Raw genomic sequence first — 17,685 nt, 5'->3', positions numbered from 1 at the left:
GGGCCCAGCGGTCGGCAAGGTGCGGTAACAGGGAGGAAGCGTCTCGTGAGCAGCAGGCCATCCCGAGGCGCTGCTCGCCTCGCAGCCATACTGGACGCGCTGCCCGATGCGTTGGTGCTGGTCAACGCCAATGGGACCGTCGTCAACGCCAACACGATCGCCCTGGAGGCCTTCGAGGCGCCCGGCACCGCCCTGGTCGGACGCGGGCTGCTGGACCTCCTTCCCGAGTTCGACTCCCGGCTCATCCCGGGCTCCATGCGGCGGCCCGACACCATGGACCCGACGGGGCGGACCAAGCCGACCCGGATGACCGCCCGCCGGACCGACGGCAGCGAGTTCCCGGTCGAGGTCACAAGCGCGAATCTGGAGAACGGCCAGCAGGCGTACGACGGTTACGGCTACGCCAACGACGAGCTGCTCATGCTGGTCGTACGGGATCTTTCGGGCACCGTCGACACCGAGGCCGAACTCGCGCGTTCGCAACGGCAGACCGAGATGATCCTGCGGGCCGCCTCCGAGGGTGTCGTCGGGACCGACACCGACGGGCGGATCGTCCTCGTCAATCCGGCCGCCGCTCAGATACTGGGGTACCGGGCCAGTGACCTCGGCGGACGCGAGCTGCACACGCTCGTGCTGCACTCCCGCGAGGACGGCGCCCCCTTCCCGTACACCGAGTCCCCGCTCGCGGACACCCTGAAGTCCGGGCGCAAGCACCGGGTGCGCGGGCAGGTGCTGTGGTCGAAGAACGGCGAGAAGGTGTCGGTCGACCTGACGACCGCGCCGGTGCGCGACGGGGATCAGCTCGTCGGCGCCGTGATGACGTTCACCGACCGGCGGCCGTACGACAAGCTCGCCGAGGAGAAGGACGCCGAGGCCGAGACCCACGCCGAGGAGCTGGAGCGGCTCGCCAAGGAGCACGCCGAGGAACTCGCGGGGGTGCGCGAGGAGCACGCCGCCGAGCTGGCCGAGCTCAGCGAGCAGCACGCCGAGGAACTCGCCGCCGGGGACGAGCGGTACGCGGCGCTCGGGGAGCGCGAGAAGGACCGCTACGAGGCGCTGGCCGCGCGGCACGAGCAGTTGCTCGCCGTGCTGGGCACCTCGCTGCGCGGCCCGCTCGACCAGCTCCGCAGTGAGCTGGGCACCCTCGCCGCCGACGACGCCGGGCAGCTGTGGCCCGAGGCGAACCAGGTGCTGCACCATCTGACCGCCGGGTACTCGCGGATCACGACGCTCATCGACAACGTGCTCGGCTACCAGCGGATCGACGCGGGCGAGGACGAACTCGTACGGACGGCCGTGATGCTGGACGCGGTCGTCGCGGCCGGTGTCGACGGGGCCGTCGAGCTGGTCGGGCCGGGGCGGGTGCAGTTCGCCGTGCACGCGCCGCCCATCGAGGCCGAGGTGGACCAGACGCGGCTGGCGACCGCCCTCGCGCATCTCGTCGCCGACGTCGCCGGTGTCGACGCGACGGGCAACGCGCCCATGTCCACCGGCGGCTACATGGACAACACCGTCGTCGTGGCGGCCGCGCAGCGCGGTGAGGTCGTGCGCATCGAGGTGCGCGGGCCGTACGCCGGGGGAGACCCGGTGCACCAGCCGATCGTCCAGGGGATCGTGCGGGCGCACGGCGGTGTGCTCCAGACGGTCGAGGTGCCCGGGATGAGCGGCAGCGCGTATGTGCTGGAGGTGCCGCTGGGTGGTGGTGCCGGGGCCGTGCCCGCCGCGCAGCTGCCCGTGGCGATGGGCGTCGAGGCCGATCCCGGGGCCGTGGCCACGGGTGCGGAGGTCGCCCTGCCCGAGCAGGCCCCCGTCGGTGGCGGGCGGCGTCGGGCGCGACGGTCGTCGGTGGACGCGTTCCTGGAGAGCGAGGACGCTCCGGAGAGCCGGGAGGCCGAGGCCCCGGTCGCCCCGACCGGGCGGCGAAGGCGCCGGGCGGAGGACGCGGCCGGTGCGCCGGGTGCGGCCGTCGCCGTCGTCGGTTCCGGTGAGGGCGCCGAGGCCGACGGTTCCGGGGGCACCGGGCGGCGACGTGGGCGGGCCGCCGCTGCCGAGGAAGCCGGTGAGGCCGTGGCCACCGAGGGCGCCGTCGTCACGGCGGCCGAGCACGCGGCGGGTGCCGCTGCCGCCGCCACCGGGCTGGGCGGGACCGTGCCGCCGCAGGGTGTGCCCGCCCCCGGCGGACGGCGCGCGCGCCGGGAGCCCGCCGCACAGAACGCGTTGCCGCCGGCCCTGCCCGCGGGGCCGGTCCCGGCCGCCGACGGCCCCGGCGAGGCGGGCGGTGCCCAGCAGCCCACGGGCCGTCGTCGTCGCGCCCTCGGCGGCACCGAGGAGCGTGCCGCCGCGCCCGAGCCGGGTGCGCGAGCCGTCTTCGCCCTGCCCCCGGCCGAGGCCGACCGGGGCCCCGAGTACGCGGAGGCCGCGGGCCGCGGCCCGGTCCCGCTGCCGGCGGCGCCGGGCGCCTCCGGCACACCCATGCCGATGCCCCTGCCCGCCGGGACGACCGGCACCGCCGGACCCGTGCAGGGCGGGGGACCCGCGCAGGGCGGGAAGGGGTACGACGGTGAGGGCGCCCAGGGTGTCGCGGCCGCGGCGGCCGGGGTTCCCGGGGTCGGCGGGCCGGTGCCTGGAGGAGGGCAAGTTCCGGTGGCCGGGCAGGCCCCCGGCGGTGGGCAGGCCCCCGTGGGAGGGCAGGTGCCCGTCGGTGGGCCCGTGCCGCCCGGGGGAGTCGTGCCCGCCGGAGGGCCGGTGCCCGTCGCCGGTGTCGGGCAGCAGTTCACCGGAGTGGGACAGCAGCTTCCCCAGAGCGGTCCGGGGGCGCCTGGTGGCGTCGCCGGGCCGGGCTCGGGGCAGGGGGCCGACGCGGGGCAGCAGGCCGGTGCCGGTCAGGTACCCGCCGGTGGTCAAGTGGCCGCCGCGGGGCCGGTGTCGGGTGCCCCCGCCGACGGCGCCGACGACGGCCGCCATGACGCCGCGCTCCATGACCCGGGCGACGACCACACCCCGCCGCAGCCGCACCCGGTTCCCACGCCGACGGGCCGACGCCGTGCGGTACGGCAGTCCGCCCCCCAGCAGGGCGAGGGCGCCGGTGCTATGACGCCCGGGCAGCAGGCGCCGGTCCAGGGCGCCGGTGCTCAGGGCATCCCCCCGCAGGGAGGGCCCGGCCAGCCGGTCCCGGCGCAGGGCGTACCCATGGCGGCCGGGCAGCCCGTTGCCGCCCAGGGGATCCCGGGCGGCCCGCAGCCGGTTCCCGCCCCGGCCGTCGGGCCGACTCCCGGTCAGCCCGTCCCGGCGGGGATCGCGGCCGCGCAGGCCGCCGTTCCGCAAGGGGTCCCAGGAGGCGGCCCTGCTCAGGCGGTCGCCGGACAGGCCCTTCCCGGACAAGCCCTTCCGGGGCAGGCGGTCGCCGGACAGGCCGTCACAGGACAGCCAGTCGCAGGACAGCCAGTCGCCGGGCAACCCCTTGAGGCTGTCGCGGCGCAGGGCGCGGTCGCTGCCGCCCCGAACGCGCTGAACGCCCCGGGTCAGCCCGTCGTCGGACAGCCCGGTGCCGTCCAGGGAGTCGTCCCGCCGCAGGGCGCACCCGGTGGCCGACAGCAGGTGCCCGCGCAGGCCGGAGCCCTCGGGCACTCGGTCGTCGTACCGGGAGCACAGGGCGTACCGGGGCTCCAGGCCGTCCCGGGGGCGCAGGGCGCGCAGCCGGTGCAGGGCGTCGCGCAGCCCGTGCCCGCCGCCGGGGTGCCCGTCGTCCAGCAGGCCGCCCCCGCTCAGGTCGCCGCTCCCGGAGCGGCCCAGCCGCAGCAGCCCCAGTCGTGGCCCGACCCCCGCCATGCGACCTCCGGCGCCGGTATCCCCGTAGCCTCTCCTCAGACGGCGCTGCCTCCGCAGTCCACCCCGTCCTCGGGCACCCCGTTGCCGCCGGAGGTCGCGGTCCAGCAGCAGCCGCGCGCCGCACAGCCGTTGCCGGCCGAAGCCGCAGCCCCGGCCCCGGCCCCGGCGCCGGCCCCGGCGCCGGCCCAAGCTCAGGCCACGCCGACGCCCTCCGCACCCGCACCCGCACCCGCACCCGTCGACCCCAACTCCACCCAGGGCCGGTCGATCAGCGTGCGGACACTCGGCCAGGGTGTCCCCTTCTCTCGCCAGGGCGGCCCTCAGGTCCAAGTCCAGGCCCAGACACAGGCCCAGGCCCAGGCCCAGGCCCAGGCTCAGGGACAGGCGCAGCCCCAGGCCGGGTCCACGCCCGCCCCGAACCAGCCCGGTGGCTCCGGCAGGCGCCGCAAGCTGGGGACGCCGCCCACCGGTGATCGTCCCGAGACGACCGCGCGCCCCCACCCGCAGTCCACGCCGACCAACGGCACGGGCCTTCGCCTCGGTGTCGGCCAGACCCCACCCCCCGCCCAGCCCCAGCAGGCTGCCGCGCAGATGTCGCAGCCCTCGCTGGCCGGGCAGGTCCCGCTGCCCGCGCAGCCCTCGCTCGCGGGCCAGGTCCCGCTGCCGCCGCAGCCGTCGCTCGCCGGGCAGTCCCGGCTCACGGGCCGTACGGAGGGTGCCGGGCGGTCGTACGCCATAGGGGCGCCCGACGAGAACGCGGACGAAGGTCCCGAGCCGCTCGACGGGCCCGGCGGCGCGGTGGAGGTCCCGGACCGGCCGCATCCGCAGCCGATGGACGACGAGTTGCCGCCGGAGCCGCTCGACAACCCGCGCCGCCTGCTGGTGTGGCCCGCGCCGGACGCGACGACCCACCAGGCGTTGAGCGAGCGCGGCTACCGGCCCGTCATCGTGAACTCCCGCGAGGACGTGGACGCCCAGATCGCCGCGTACCCGGCCGCCCTCTTCGTCGACCCGCTCACCGGCCCCATCACCCGCACGGCACTGCAGTCGCTGCGCCAGGCCGCCGTGGCCGCCGAGGTGCCCGTCCTCGTCACGGCGGGACTCGGCCAGGCGACGCGTGAGGCGGCGTACGGGGCCGACCCGGCGATCCTGTTGAAGGCACTCGCCCCGCGCGACTCCGAGCAGCACCCGCCGCGTGTCCTGCTCATCGAGGAGCACGCGGAGATCGCGCTCGCCCTGACCGCGACGCTGGAACGGCGTGGCATGCAGGTCGCGCGGGCGGCGTCGGACGCGGACGCGGTCACCCTGGCCGCGCAGATGCGGCCCAACCTCGTGGTGATGGACCTGCTCCAGGTGCACCGCCGCCAGGCCGGGATCATCGACTGGCTTCGGGCGAACGGCCAGTTGAACCGCACCCCGCTCGTCGTCTACACAGCCGCCGTCGACCAGTCCGAACTCCCGCGCCTGGCCTCGGGCGAGACGGTCCTCTTCCTCGCGGAACGCTCCACGAGCCCCGAGGTCCAGACCCGGATCGTGGACCTGCTGGCACGAGTCGGCACCAACTGAGCCTCGTTGCACACACCGGCAGCTCGGCGGCGGTTTCGCGGACGGCAACAGGTGGGGCGGTGTTTCACGTGAAACACCGCCCCACCTGTTGCCGTCCCTACGCCTGCTAGATCTGCGTCACGTCCAACGCGCCCTCCGCGTACTGCCGTCGCAGCACCTTCTTGTCGAACTTGCCCACGCTCGTCTTCGGAACCGACTCGATGATCGTCCAGCGTTCGGGGAGCTGCCACTTGGCGATGTGGCCCTCATCGGCGAGGAAGGAGCGCAGGGCGGCGAAGTCGGCGGTGGAGCCCTCCTTCAGCACGACCGTGGCGAGGGGACGCTCGCCCCACTTCTCGTCCGGCACGGCGACGACGGCGGCCTCGGCGACGTCCGGGTGGGCCATGAGCGCGTTCTCCAGCTCGACGGAGGAGATCCACTCGCCGCCGGACTTGATGACGTCCTTGGCACGGTCGGTGAGGGTGAGGAAGCCGTCGGGGCTGATCGTGCCGACGTCGCCCGTCTTCAGCCAGCCGTCCTCGCTGAACTTGTCGTCGGGCCGGATGGGCTCGGCTCCCTGGCCGCCGAAGTAGGCACCCGCGATCCAGGGCCCCCGGACCTCCAGCTCACCGGCGGACTCGCCGTCCCAGGGGAGGCGTTCGCCGCCGGGGCCGGTGAGACGGGCCTCGACTGAGGCGGGGAAGCGGCCCTGGGTGAGCCGGTAGGTGAGCTCCTCCTCCGAACCGGGCTCGACATGGGCCGGCGGCCGGGCGATCGTGCCGAGCGGGGAGGTCTCCGTCATGCCCCAGGCGTGGCAGACGCGCATCCCCAGCTTGTCGAAGGCCTCCATGAGGGCGGGCGGGCAGGCCGAGCCGCCGATGGTGACCTGGTTGAGCGAGGAGACCTCGCGCGGGCGGGCGGTCAGCTCCGCGAGCAGGCCCTGCCAGATGGTGGGGACGGCGGCCGCGTGCGTCGGCTTCAGCGTCTCGATCATCTCGGCGAGCGGGCCGGGCTGCAGGAAGCGGTCGGGCATCAGCATGTTGACGCCGGTCATGAAGGTCGCGTGCGGCAGACCCCAGGCGTTGACGTGGAACTGCGGGACGACGGCGAGCGAGAGGTCCGCGTCCGTCAGGCCCATGGACTGGGCCATGTTGACCTGCATGGAGTGCAGGTAGATCGAGCGGTGGGAGTAGACGACGCCCTTGGGGTCGCCGGTGGTGCCGGAGGTGTAGCACATGGCCGCGGCGGTGCGTTCGTCCAGCTCGGGCCAGTCGTAGGTGGTCGGCTTGCCGGCGATCAGGTCCTCGTACTCGTGCACCTGGACGCTCGCTCCGGCGAGCAGCGAGCGGTCGCCGGGCCCGGCCACGACGACGTGCTCCACCGGCTTGAGGTGCGGGAGGAGCGGCGCGAGGAGGGGCAGCAGTGAACCGTTGGCGATGATCACGCGGTCGGCGGCGTGGTGCACGATCCAGGCGAGCTGCTCGGGGGGCAGGCGCAGGTTGAGGGTGTGGAGGACGGCACCCATGGAGGGGATCGCGAAGTACGCCTCGACGTGTTCCGCGTTGTTCCACATCAGCGTGGCGACCCGCTCGTCGCCGTCGACGCCGAGGTCCTCGCGCAGGGCGTGGGCCAGCTGCGCGGCGCGGGCGCCGATCTCGGCGTAGGAGCGGCGGTCGGGTTCGCCCTCGCCGGTCCAGGTGATCACCTGCGACGTCCCGTGGATGCTCGACCCGTGGGTCAGGATCCTGGAGATCAACAGCGGTACGTCCTGCATGGTGCTCAGCACGGCGTCCTCCCGGGGCGGCTCTGCCTACGCGGTGGTAACGGTTGCGCTGATTCTGCTCACATACCGCTCGGTATGTCACTAGCTGTCTGGATGATCGATCAGAGAGAGCCGTCCCGCGCGAGCCGCACGACAGGCCAACGAACGTGCCGGCGCACGGGTTCCAGGCAAGAGCATGACTTCCACGTCGGCGCGCGGTTCCGCGTCAGCACGCAGATTCCGTGCCGACGCACAGGTTCCGCATCAGCACGCAGATTCCCTGCCGACGCACGGGTTCCGCATCAACACGCAGATTCCCTGCCGGCGCACGGGTTCCGCGTCAGCGCACAGGTTCCAGCTCGGGGTCCTCGCGGAGTTTGCCCAGTGCCCGTGAGACCGCCGACTTCACCGTGCCGACCGAGACGCCGAGCACCTCGGCCGTCTGGATCTCGCTCAGGTCCTCGTAGTACCTGAGGACGACCATCGCCCGCTGCCGCGCCGGCAGCTTCATGATCGCCCGCCACATCGCGTCGTGCAGCGCCTGCTGCTCGGCCGGGTCGGCGGCCTGGGCCCCCTCGGGCTCCGGCAGCTCGTCGCACGCGAACTCGTCCACCTTGCGCTTGCGCCACTGGGACGTCCGGGTGTTCAGCAGCGCCCGGCGGACATAGCCGTCGAGGGCCCGGTGGTCCTCGATGCGCTCCCAGGCGACGTACGTCTTGGCCAGCGCGGTCTGCAGCAGGTCCTCGGCGTCGCACGGGTTCGCGGTCAGCGACCGGGCGGTCCGCAGCAGCACCGGCTGGCGGGCCTTCACGTACGCCGAGAACGACGGGTACGACAGGTCCGTCAGACCCGACCGAGCCGGCCGGGCGGTGTGCGAACGGGGCGAGTGCGAACGGGCCTGGGGCGACAGGGTCCGCGACACTGGAGCAGCGGCCTGCGAAGCGCTGGTGCAGACGGGTGTGGTCATGGCTCCACGCTAGGAGCGGGCCCCGCCCGGCGGATCGGCCGCAGGTCCCGAAGACGAATCCCCCTCAGGTTGTAGGAGTGGGGCAGACCCCACCTACTGGAGGTGGATGAACAGCCCCCAGGTACTGAGGGTGTATCCCTGAGAACCACCTGCCCACGGCGTACGTCGGCTGTCCCACCGGACTCCAGGGTGCCCGAAGGCCTCCTCAGCCGCCCCTTCCGCCACCCTCACCCGTCCGTTCCCAGCACCAACCCCGACGTGGGGACCCCCGTCCCCGCGGTGACCAGCACCCGCTCGGCACCGGCGACCTGGTTCACGGAGGTGCCCCGCAGCTGTCGTACGGCCTCGGCGATGCCGTTCATCCCGTGCAGATACGCCTCGCCGAGCTGCCCGCCATGGGTGTTGAGCGGCAGCCGGTCCTCGGCGACGAAGTCCGCCGCCTCCCCCGGCCCGCAGAACCCGAACTCCTCCAGCTGCATCAGCACGAACGGCGTGAAGTGGTCGTAGAGGATGCCCACGTCGATGTCGTCGGGGCCCAGCCCCGAGGTCCGCCGCAGCTGCCGGGCGACGACGCCCATCTCCGGCAGCCCGGTGAGATCGGCGTCGTAGAAGCCGGTCATCTGCTGCTGCGCCCGGCCCGCGCCCTGGGCGGCGGCCACGACCACGGCGGGCGGCTTCGGCAGATCACGCGCGCGCTCCACCGAGGTCACGACAAGCGCCTGACCGCCGTCCGTCTCCTGGCAGCAGTCCAGCAGCCGCAGCGGCTCGGCGATCCAGCGCGAGGCCGCGTGGTCGTCGAGGGTGATGGGGCGGCCGTGGAAGTACGCCGCCGGGTTGGTCGCCGCGTGCCTTCGGTCGACCACGGCCACGTGCCCGAACGCCTCCGGGGTCAGCCCGTAGGCGTACAGATAGCGCTGTGCCGCCATCGCGACCCACGAGGCGGGCGTGAGCAGCCCGAACGGCAGCGTCCAGCCCAGGGCCACGCCCTCCGCCGACGGCTCCCGGTGCCGTACGCCCGACCCGAAACGCCGCCCAGAACGCTCGTTGAAGGCCCGGTAGCAGACCACGACCTCCGCCACGCCCGTCGCGACCGCGAGCGCCGCCTGCTGCACGGTCGCGCACGCGGCACCCCCGCCGTAGTGGACGCGGGAGAAGAAGGACAGCTCGCCGATGCCGGCCGCCTGCGCGACCGTGATCTCGGGGCTCGTGTCCATCGTGAACGTCACCATGCCGTCCACGTCGGCCGGTGCCAGGCCCGCGTCGTCCAGCGCCGCGCGCACCGCCTCCACGGCGAGCCGCAGCTCGCTGCGCCCCGAGTCCTTGGAGAAGTCGGTCGCCCCGATGCCGACGATCGCGGCCCGCCCGCCGAGCCCGTCCTTGGCCCGTACGCTCACGCCGTCTCCCCCAGGGTCAGGGTCACCGTGCCGGTGACGTGCCGCCCGACGCTGTTGTCGCCGGTCACCCTGACCGTGACGGTCGTGCCGTCGGTCGCCTCGACGAGGCCGGTCAACACCATCGTGTCGCCGGGGTAGTTGGGCGCGCCGAGCCGGATCGCCACCTTGCGCAGCACGGCGGCCGGCCCGAAGTGGTCGGTGACGTACCGTCCCACCAGCCCGTTCGTGGTCAGGATGTTCATGAACACATCGGGCGAGCCGCGCCGCCGCGCCAGCTCCGGGTCGTGGTGCACGTCCTGGTAGTCGCGCGAGGCGATCGCCCCGGCGACGACGAGCGTGCGGGTGATCTCGATCTCCAACGACGGAAGCACGTCCCCGGCCCCGACGCTCGTGCCACCCCCGACGCCCGTGCCACCCCCGGCCCTCATTCCGCCCCTGTCCCCTCCTCGAACCCTCATGCCGACACCACGCCCTCCTCGATCGCGCGGAACACCGGAAGCTCCAACTCCTCGTCGCAGCGCAGGAACTCGAGCCGTACGGGCATCCCGATCCGCACCTTGTCGCACGGCACCCCGACGACGTTGCTGACCATCCGCACCCCCTCCACCAGCTCGATCAGCCCGACGGCGTACGGCGGGTCGAAGACCGGGAAGGGCGGATGGTGCATGACGACGTACGAGTACACGACCCCCTCGCCGCTCGCCTCGACCGTGTCCCAGGCGGCCGAACCGCACGCGTTGCAGCCGGGCAACCAGGGGAGCCGGAGCGTGGCGCAGTCGGCGCAGCGCTGGATGAGCAGCCGGTGCCGTGAGATCCCCTCCCAGAAACCGGAGTTGTCGCGGTTGACGACGGGGCGGGGGCGGCGGGGCTGTTCCTGGGGCGAGGACGTCGTGGAGGACGTCGTGGAGGACTTCGTGGAGGGCGGCGTGCCTGGCGAGGGAGCTTCGGGGGCGTGAGCCGGCGCGTACTTCAGGATCCGGAAGCGATGGGTGCCCACCAGTTCGTCGCCCACCCGCACATCCATCCGGGTCGTGACGAAGTGCCCGGTGCCGAGCCGGGTGGTCTTCCGCTCCGACACCGACTCGATGACCGAGTCGAAGGTGATCTCGTCCCCCGGCCGCAGCCCCCGCAGGTACTCCTGCTCGCAGTCCGTGGCGACGACGGAGGTGCATCCGGCGCCGTCGAGCAGCGCGAGGAGGTCGTCGTACGCCGGTGAGCGCGTCTCGTGGCCGCTCAGTCCGCCCATCGTCCACACCTGGAGCATGGTCGGCGGCGCGACGGCGTCCGGTCCGGTGTACGCGGGGTTGGTGTCCCCCATGGCCTCGCACCAGTGCCGGATCATGGGCGAGTTGACGGGATCCTTGCCACGGCCGCCGAGGACGGCCGGGCGCCCCTCGTAAGCCTTGAGCCGTACGGACAGGTCCTCGACCATCGTGGCGCAGCCCCCTCCGACGTATCTGACTGTCCGTCAGATTGAGGGCGCGCCCGCATCACTGTCAAGGTCGCCGCAGCACCGTGCGCGGACGACACGGGCGCCCCACACGAGGGCCCGCGCCGCACACCGGCGAAAACGCCTGTGCGGCGGCGCCGAAGCACCGCCGCACAGGCGTGTCACACCCCACGAACATGTCCCACACGTCCTACGTCGCCCGAGGGCGGTGGCCTCGGGGCCGGGGCGACCTCATCCATCCACCCCGGGCCCGACGACCCCGGCCGCCCTCGCCCGACTCACCAGAGGTTGGTGAAGCTGACGACCGCGTTGTCCTGGTCGATGGCCGTGAAGCCGGAGCCGTTGACCTGGGCGGTGTTGTTCTGGTTCGAGGCGCCCGAGCCGTTCGCCTGCTGCTGCGAGGTCGACGAGTTGCCGCTGTTGTCGCGACCGACACCGCTGCCGACGATGTTCGCCACGCCGGCGTTCGAACCGTCGTTCGCGAAGGAGCCGTTGTCGGCCGTCGCGACGCCGGTGAACAGGGCGGCGGCGAGCGGAAGCGCCGAGACGGCGGCGAGAACGCGGGCGGTACGGATGCTTGCCATGTGCATTTCCTCCAGGGCCTTTCACACAAGTACGGGGTGCCCCCAGGCAGTTGGCCGACCGCCTCGGTGCGTGTCTTCGGGACTTCGACGTCGCGAACCAAGAGTTGCCCACCGAATCCCCGGCGAACCACCCCGGAAGCCCTCATTCCCCCTGAAGCGTGACGACAAGTCGATAAACCCCCCTGGATCAAGGAACTCCCAGTTCAGGCGGGTCGCTCCCGACGAGGAGGATCAAGATCAAGGGAGGCAAGAGAGGAAGCGTTCCGCCACATTTCCACCCAACCTGCGAACAGACCTCCGACGACCGAAAGCACACCCCGTACACCCTTCCCTTTATCGAACACTCGTACGAACATGGAGGTATGGCCACCACGGACCGGCAGGCCAGCACCCTGGCCCTGGCACACGCGCTCTCCGCCGCCGAACGCGGACTGGCGGTGATCCCCCTGTCCCGCACCAAGCTCCCGGCCCTACGCTCCCCCCACCGACCGCCCCACTCCTCCGCCCCGACCCCGACTCCGCCCCCATCCCACTCGGCATCCCCCTCCCCTCCTCCATGCCATGGGGAGTGCGGGCGCTTCGGGCACGGTGTGTACGACGCCTCCACCGACCCCCGGCGCATCCGCGAACTCTTCGCCGCCGCCCCCTGGGCCACCGGCTACGGCATCGCCTGCGGTGTCCACCCCCACCATCTGATCGGCGTCGACCTCGACACGAAATCCGGTACGGACTCCTCGGCGGCCCTGCGCGAACTGGCCCTGCGCCACCTGTTCACGATCCCCGAGACGGTCGTCGTGCTGACCCCCAGCGGCGGCCGCCACCTCTGGCTGACCGGCCCGCCCGACGTCGCTGTCCCCAACTCCGCGAGCCGCCTCGCCCCCGGCATCGACATCCGCGGCGCCGGCGGCTACCTCGTGGGCCCCGGCTCCCGCACCGACCACGGCGTCTACACCGCGGCACCCGGCACGTCCCACCTCCACCCGGCCCCCTGTCCACCGGCCCTGCTTCACCTCCTGCTGCCACCACCGCGCACGGGCTCCTCGCGTACGCCGGGCGGCGCGTCCCGTACGCCGGGCGACGGCGTGTCTCATACGCCGGGCGGCGCCCAGGGCAGCGGCCACGGCCTCGTCCACTTCGTCCTGACCGCGCAGGAGGGGCAGCGCAACACCCGCCTCTTCTGGGCGGCTTGCCGCGCCTACGAGAACGGCCTCGGCCCCGAACTCACGAACGCCCTGATCGAGGCCGCCGTACGCACGGGCCTCACGGAACGTGAGGCGAGGTCGACGATCGCCTCGGCGGCGCGGATGGCGAGAGGGGGGCGCTGACGGGGGTGGCGTGCCCACGGGCGCCGCCCCGGCGCGCCGATGCGCCGATACGCGCGTTTCGGGGCGCCGGTGGTTGGAAGAACTGAAGGTGCCGCGGTCCGGCGTGGCCCGGCCCGTGTGAGTTACAGCCGCTCCGGAGGCACGTCGTGGACTGGGACAGGGAACACCGCCGGGAACTGCTCGCCGAGGTGCACCGGGAACGGGACCGACTGCTCCCCTTCCGCGCGGAGGCGACGGAGACCACGATCGAACTGATGCGCACGAGCACGGGCCAGGTCTCGGAACCGGACCTCGTGCCCTACCTGAACCTCATGTATCTCCTGACGGTCAAACGAGCCTACGGAGACGACCAACTCCTGGCCTTCGCCCTCTCCTTGGCGAACTGGGCGGTCGTCGCCATCGACGAGGTGGCGAAGGCGACGGGCCGCACGGCGGAGCAGGTCATCGACCAGTACGAAACGGAGATCATCGCGGCCCGAGAGTCGACTCCGCCGGAGACCGACGAGCCGTGACGGCACAACGCCCTACCCGTCACCGAGACCGTCACCGAGGCGGATCCTCGGGCCCCATACCCTCCCGCCCGACATCGGGCCGCCCGGTGTCGGGCCGACCGATGTCCGGACGCCCCGCATCTGGCCGGCCCGGCCCCGACCGCGCCTGATCCGAGCCCAACTGCTGATTGAGCCTCTCCTGCACGGAGTCGACCTGACCGCTGTACTTCCCCTGAGTCCGCCCGTCGACGAAGTCACCGGCCTTGTCGATGCCCTGCCCGGCCTGCTCCTCATGCCCCTTGAGCATCTGCTTGATCTTGCCCATCACAGACATGGCAGCTCCTCCTCCGGTAGCTCCCCCTCCCCACCAGAATCCGCGCCACACCGCCGGCCCGCATCTCGTAACCCCACGAACACGCACACCCCGCGACGGCACACAGGCACGGACGCTTGCGGACCCTCAGTGCAGGTGAGAAGCAGAGCAGCCCAGGGAACCCCAAGTTGCCCCGGGACGACGAGTGTTCATGGCGTCAGGGACCAGTGACCTTCTCAACTGTGTCGAGAGGGACGTCGATGACGGTGTCGTCCCCGAAAATCTGAACGACGAGGCGCACGCGCTCTCGCTCGTGGTCGATGGAACGCACCGGTCCCGTGAACTCCGCGAAAGGCCCGTCAGTCACCAGAACCTCGTCACCGACTTGTAGCTCCGGAGTGGTCCGCATCCCGTCTCCATCGTGGTCACGTGCAACCCTGATCAGGGGAGTGCTCTCTGGAGTGCCTCACAACGAGCAGATCGTGCCACAGTCGTGCCGAATGCACAGGGGCAGCCACGGTCAACAACGGGTAAGAGCGGGTGCATCCGCGCCCGCCGGCCCAACCGATGAAGCCGCAGGTCGCCGGCCACGCACCCCAGCCTGTCTCACAAGACGGTGTCGCAGGTTCGGATTCTGCCGGGAGCCCATAAGAAGGGCCAGCTCAGGAGAGTTTCCTCCCAGTCTGGCCCTCCGTCTTGGGAAGCGCAGGCTCGGCGTCTGAGCTTCTAGGGGCAGGACCTGGGGCAGGATTCGGAGAACACACGCTTCACTGGCTGAATCTTTCGACAAGGGCTTGCTGCTCTGCGTTGCGGATGTACAGACGCTTCCAACGGACGTGGTCGAATCCAGGTTCCTCCCGCCATGGCTCGGCCATGCACACCAGCCAGTTCCAGTGCAGGAGGATCCCCTTGCTAAGCCGCTCGGTGTTTGCAGATCGCTCCGCTGCCGTACCGAAGCGAGGCAGCGACTTGGCTTGGATGTATGAACTCAAGATCGGGACGACCTCGGACAGCAGGTTGGACACGCTCGCTGCGGCCCGATGCTCGTCGGACCCAGGAGGCTGAGTGTCTTGCACCTGACGGAGCCTAGGCCCAAGGAAGCGCTCGATCGCCTCCACGTCCGAACTGGCAAGCTCGTCGGACCACCGCAGCATCCGCTCCATAGCTCCCCCACCTCTGTCACCTGTACACAGGCAAGACGTTGCGCTGGCTCTACCCAACCGGCAACGACTTCCACCAGACAACAGTTGCCGTGCCGCCCCAAACGTGCCCGGTAGGCCGGGAAACCACGGGGAACAGCGGAAGCCCTCGGACACCGACCAAGCCGAAGGCCCCCGACCGATCTACCTGGTCAGGGGCCGTTCACCTGCGGTGGGTGTGGGATTTGAACCCACGGTGACTTGCGCCACGACGGTTTTCAAGACCGTTCCCTTAGGCCGCTCGGGCAACCCACCTGCGCCCCGCTCACCTGGGGCGGAGCGGGTACAGCGTACCGGCTGCGGTCATGATCATGAGATGGCGGTCCGGAACTGGCCGCCCGCGGCGTGGGCAACCGGCTACAACTGGTAGCGGGGGGGAGGCACATGAAGCCCGAAACGTTGATCTCCATGTCGGCGACCGTGATCGCGCTCGCTTCGCTCTGGGTGAGTTTCACGGAATCGAGGAGCATCAGGTCCCACAATCGGCAGTCGGTGAGACCGCTCCTGCAGATTCGGCGCGTGCTGAACTTCGAGGGAACGAGGACCGGGATCCAGCTCGTCAACGCCGGTCTGGGGCCGGCCGTGGTCACCAGGAGCGTGGTCCGGGTGGATGGCGACGTGGTCGGCGAGTGGGACCTCCGGATGTACAGGCAACTCACGCGCGGACACTCGGTGCAACCGAAGGTGTCGACGCTGCAACCAGGAGTTCCCGTACTCTCCGGCCAAGTCGTGCACCTGCTGTTTTTCGACGACTTCGACCAGAGTGAGCACGCGTGGTTCTGGACTCTCGTCAGTGAGCGCCTGATGGTCGAGATCTTCTACGAGTCGATGTACGGCGGCGAGAACTTCAGAGCCGCGCTGGTGCCGCCCTGGGAGCCCCCGTCCTGATCCTGTCCGGTGCCCGCCGAGCCGTTCCCACTCCCGCAACGGACGGCTGAGGGAACGGGAACGGCTCGGCCGCGGTGGTGTGGATCAGCTGTCGCCCTCGCGTTCGCCCAACGTGACCTCCGCCGTGCGGGTCTTGCCGTCGCGGGTGTACGTCAGGGTGACCTTGTCGCCGGGGACGTGGGTCCAGATCTCGCCGATGAGGGTGGGGCCGCTGTCGATCACGTGGTCGTCGAGCTTGGTGATCACGTCACCGGGCTCCAGGCCGGCCTTGTCGGCGGGGCCGCCCGTGGTGATGGAGTCCGCGCCGCCCTCACCCGAGTTCGTGATCTTCGCTCCGCCTGTGACCTCCTCCAGGGAGACCGAGGCACCGATCACCGGGTACACCGGCTTGCCCGTCCTGATCAGCTGCTGGGCCACGTTCTTGGCCTGGTTGATCGGGATGGCGAAGCCGAGGCCGATGGAGCCCGCCTGGCCGGAGCCGAAGCTGCCGCCGCTGCTGGCCGACTGGATCGCCGAGTTGATGCCGATGACGTTGCCGCGGGCGTCGAGGAGCGGGCCGCCGGAGTTGCCCGGGTTGATCGACGCGTCGGTCTGCAGGGCGCTCATGTAGGAGGCCTTGCTGCCGGAGGAACCGTCGCTGGAGGCCACCGGACGGTTCTTGGCGCTGATGATGCCCGTCGTGACCGTGTTGGAGAGGCCGAAGGGCGCGCCGATCGCGATCGTCGAGTCGCCGACCGCGACCTTGTCGGAGTCGCCGAGCGTCAGCGGCTGGAGGTTCGACGGGGCGTTCTTCAGCTTGATGACCGCGACGTCGTAGCCCTGCGCGTGGCCGACGACCTCGGCGTCGTACTTCTTGCCGTCGGGGAAGGTGGCCGACACCTTGCCCCCGTCGACGGCCTCCGCCACCACGTGGTTGTTGGTGACGATGTGGCCTTCCTTGTCGAACACGAACCCGGTGCCCGTGCCGCCCTCGCCGTCGTTGCCGGACGCCTCGATGGTGACCGTGCTCGGCAGCGCCGAGGAGGCCACGGCGGCGACCGTACCGGCCGCGCGCTTGACGTCACCGCCGTTCTGGGAGGCCGAGACGGTGGTGGAGCCCGTGGAGTTGTCGTTGCGGTCGGCCAGCGTGTAGCCGATGCCACCGCCGACACCGCCCGCGACCAGCGCGGCCACGAGGATCGCGGCGATCAGACCACCGCGCTTGTTGCCCGCCGGCTTGGGGGCCGGCTGCTGCGTCTGCTGCCAGGAGGAGCCCCAGCCGCCGTCGCCCGGGCCACCGGGACCGCCCGCGCCACCGGCGCCACCTGCGGCGCCCGCGTCGCCGTACGCGCCGGTGCTGTCCCCGTACGCGCCGGCGGCGGCGCCGTTGTCCGCGTACGACGGGACGGCGGGCGGCGGCGGGGGAGGCCACGAGGCGTCAGGCGCGGAGGACCCGCCCGGACCGGCCGGCCCACCCGGAGCACCCGGTGCCTGTCCGTACGCGCCGCCCGGCGCCTGGCCGTATCCGCCGCCGGGCATCTGGCCCTGCCCCTGGCCCGCCGCGTAACCGGGTGCCCCCGTGGACACCAGCTCGGGCTGGGGCTGCTGCGCCGTCGGGGGGACGGGCGGCAGCTGGGTCGTCGGGGCGCTGTCGGCGGCGGTCTCGGCGGAGGGGGCCGGAGCGGTGGTCTCGGCCGGTGACGCGCTCGGCTCGTGCGCCGGGGCCGGCGCGGAAGCAGCGGGAGCATCCACCGGCACGGGAGGCGCGGACGGGGCCGGGGGTACCGCGGTGCCCTCGTTCTCGGTGCTCACAGCTTTTCTCCTCGGTCCACGGCTTCACCTGGTAGGCGGTCGACCGTTCTCGGGTCGACTGTTGTCGGTCGCACAGAGGCGCTGTGCGTGATTTTTGTCTGCGGTCAGCTTTTCCCACGAGCCGTCAGGGCACCATAAGCGGTGTCTG

The 17,685-nt window shown here is 72.0% G+C and carries 14 protein-coding genes and 1 tRNA gene; 4 read left to right on the top strand and 11 right to left on the bottom strand.

Translation table 11 applies throughout. The annotated features are described in order from the left end of the window. Positions 1-45: 45 nt before the first annotated feature. On the top strand, positions 46-5,394 hold the full coding sequence (locus HW837_RS04480; protein ID WP_193383067.1) for a PAS domain-containing protein: 5,349 nt from the start codon (positions 46-48) through the stop codon (positions 5,392-5,394). 106 nt (positions 5,395-5,500) lie between these two features. Here HW837_RS04480 and HW837_RS04475 read toward each other — a convergent pair whose 3' ends face one another. The 6 genes from HW837_RS04475 to HW837_RS04450 all read right to left on the bottom strand — a co-directional run bounded on the left by HW837_RS04475 (position 5,501) and on the right by HW837_RS04450 (position 11,530). Continuing rightward, positions 5,501-7,159, bottom strand: a complete 1,659-nt coding sequence (locus HW837_RS04475; protein WP_078853512.1) for a long-chain fatty acid--CoA ligase — start codon at positions 7,157-7,159, stop codon at positions 5,501-5,503. Between the two features lie 316 nt (positions 7,160-7,475). Next, positions 7,476-8,102, bottom strand: coding sequence for a SigE family RNA polymerase sigma factor (locus tag HW837_RS04470; RefSeq protein WP_078853514.1), 627 nt, complete (start codon positions 8,100-8,102; stop codon positions 7,476-7,478). A gap of 227 nt (positions 8,103-8,329) precedes the next feature. Further along, positions 8,330-9,496, bottom strand: coding sequence for a lipid-transfer protein (locus tag HW837_RS04465; RefSeq protein WP_045558415.1), 1,167 nt, complete (start codon positions 9,494-9,496; stop codon positions 8,330-8,332). Beyond that, complete coding sequence (locus HW837_RS04460; protein WP_193382342.1) at positions 9,493-9,924, bottom strand: MaoC/PaaZ C-terminal domain-containing protein; 432 nt, start codon at positions 9,922-9,924, stop codon at positions 9,493-9,495. The genes HW837_RS04465 and HW837_RS04460 overlap by 4 nt, the downstream gene beginning before the upstream one ends. Positions 9,925-9,950: 26 nt before the next feature. Further along, positions 9,951-10,928, bottom strand: a complete 978-nt coding sequence (locus tag HW837_RS04455; RefSeq protein ID WP_193379341.1) for a bifunctional MaoC family dehydratase N-terminal/OB-fold nucleic acid binding domain-containing protein — start codon at positions 10,926-10,928, stop codon at positions 9,951-9,953. 296 nt (positions 10,929-11,224) lie between these two features. Further along, positions 11,225-11,530: a hypothetical protein gene (locus tag HW837_RS04450; RefSeq protein ID WP_045558418.1), complete on the bottom strand. Its 306-nt coding sequence runs from the start codon at positions 11,528-11,530 to the stop codon at positions 11,225-11,227. A 362-nt stretch (positions 11,531-11,892) separates the two neighbouring features. On the opposite strand from HW837_RS04450, the gene HW837_RS04445 reads away from it, so the two are divergent. Together HW837_RS04445 and HW837_RS04440 are read left to right on the top strand one after the other, a co-directional pair. Further along, positions 11,893-12,855, top strand: coding sequence for a bifunctional DNA primase/polymerase (locus tag HW837_RS04445; protein WP_045558419.1), 963 nt, complete (start codon positions 11,893-11,895; stop codon positions 12,853-12,855). 146 nt (positions 12,856-13,001) lie between these two features. After that, complete coding sequence (locus tag HW837_RS04440) at positions 13,002-13,367, top strand: hypothetical protein (RefSeq protein WP_045558420.1); 366 nt, start codon at positions 13,002-13,004, stop codon at positions 13,365-13,367. A gap of 31 nt (positions 13,368-13,398) precedes the next feature. Here the strand turns inward: HW837_RS04440 and HW837_RS04435 are convergent, their stop codons facing one another. From HW837_RS04435 to HW837_RS04420, 4 genes are all read right to left on the bottom strand, one after another. After that, complete coding sequence (locus tag HW837_RS04435; RefSeq protein ID WP_371271449.1) at positions 13,399-13,671, bottom strand: antitoxin; 273 nt, start codon at positions 13,669-13,671, stop codon at positions 13,399-13,401. 205 nt (positions 13,672-13,876) lie between these two features. Continuing rightward, the gene (locus tag HW837_RS04430; RefSeq protein WP_045558421.1) at positions 13,877-14,068 is read right to left on the bottom strand and encodes a KOW motif-containing protein; all 192 of its coding nucleotides are present in this window, start codon (positions 14,066-14,068) and stop codon (positions 13,877-13,879) included. A gap of 358 nt (positions 14,069-14,426) precedes the next feature. Further along, on the bottom strand, positions 14,427-14,822 hold the full coding sequence (locus HW837_RS04425) for a hypothetical protein (RefSeq protein WP_193379342.1): 396 nt from the start codon (positions 14,820-14,822) through the stop codon (positions 14,427-14,429). A 206-nt stretch (positions 14,823-15,028) separates the two neighbouring features. Beyond that, positions 15,029-15,113: transfer RNA gene (locus HW837_RS04420), tRNA-Ser, on the bottom strand. A gap of 129 nt (positions 15,114-15,242) precedes the next feature. On the opposite strand from HW837_RS04420, the gene HW837_RS04415 reads away from it, so the two are divergent. Next, positions 15,243-15,746, top strand: coding sequence for a hypothetical protein (locus tag HW837_RS04415; RefSeq protein WP_234442576.1), 504 nt, complete (start codon positions 15,243-15,245; stop codon positions 15,744-15,746). A gap of 84 nt (positions 15,747-15,830) precedes the next feature. Here HW837_RS04415 and HW837_RS04410 read toward each other — a convergent pair whose 3' ends face one another. Next, positions 15,831-17,537, bottom strand: a complete 1,707-nt coding sequence (locus tag HW837_RS04410; RefSeq protein ID WP_193379343.1) for a S1C family serine protease — start codon at positions 17,535-17,537, stop codon at positions 15,831-15,833. Positions 17,538-17,685 lie beyond the last annotated feature (148 nt).

The sequence above is a fragment of the Streptomyces caniscabiei genome (assembly GCF_014930365.1).
Taxonomy (GTDB): Bacteria; Actinomycetota; Actinomycetes; order Streptomycetales; family Streptomycetaceae; genus Streptomyces; species Streptomyces caniscabiei.
Note: the sequence above shows the minus strand (reverse complement) of the source record. Positions and strands in the feature narration are given on the sequence as shown.

Excerpts from the sequence above, each read along its gene's own strand:
- HW837_RS04470 (WP_078853514.1), bottom strand. The coding sequence starts at position 8,102 with ATGACCACACCCGTCTGCACCAGCGCTTCGCAGGCCGCTGCTCCAGTG.
- HW837_RS04460 (WP_193382342.1), bottom strand. The coding sequence starts at position 9,924 with ATGAGGGCCGGGGGTGGCACGGGCGTCGGGGGTGGCACGAGCGTCGGG.
- HW837_RS04455 (WP_193379341.1), bottom strand. The coding sequence starts at position 10,928 with ATGGTCGAGGACCTGTCCGTACGGCTCAAGGCTTACGAGGGGCGCCCG.
- HW837_RS04450 (WP_045558418.1), bottom strand. The coding sequence starts at position 11,530 with ATGGCAAGCATCCGTACCGCCCGCGTTCTCGCCGCCGTCTCGGCGCTT.
- HW837_RS04445 (WP_045558419.1), top strand. The coding sequence starts at position 11,893 with ATGGCCACCACGGACCGGCAGGCCAGCACCCTGGCCCTGGCACACGCG.
- HW837_RS04435 (WP_371271449.1), bottom strand. The coding sequence starts at position 13,671 with ATGGGCAAGATCAAGCAGATGCTCAAGGGGCATGAGGAGCAGGCCGGG.
- HW837_RS04430 (WP_045558421.1), bottom strand. The coding sequence starts at position 14,068 with ATGCGGACCACTCCGGAGCTACAAGTCGGTGACGAGGTTCTGGTGACT.
- HW837_RS04425 (WP_193379342.1), bottom strand. The coding sequence starts at position 14,822 with ATGGAGCGGATGCTGCGGTGGTCCGACGAGCTTGCCAGTTCGGACGTG.
- HW837_RS04415 (WP_234442576.1), top strand. The coding sequence starts at position 15,243 with ATGAAGCCCGAAACGTTGATCTCCATGTCGGCGACCGTGATCGCGCTC.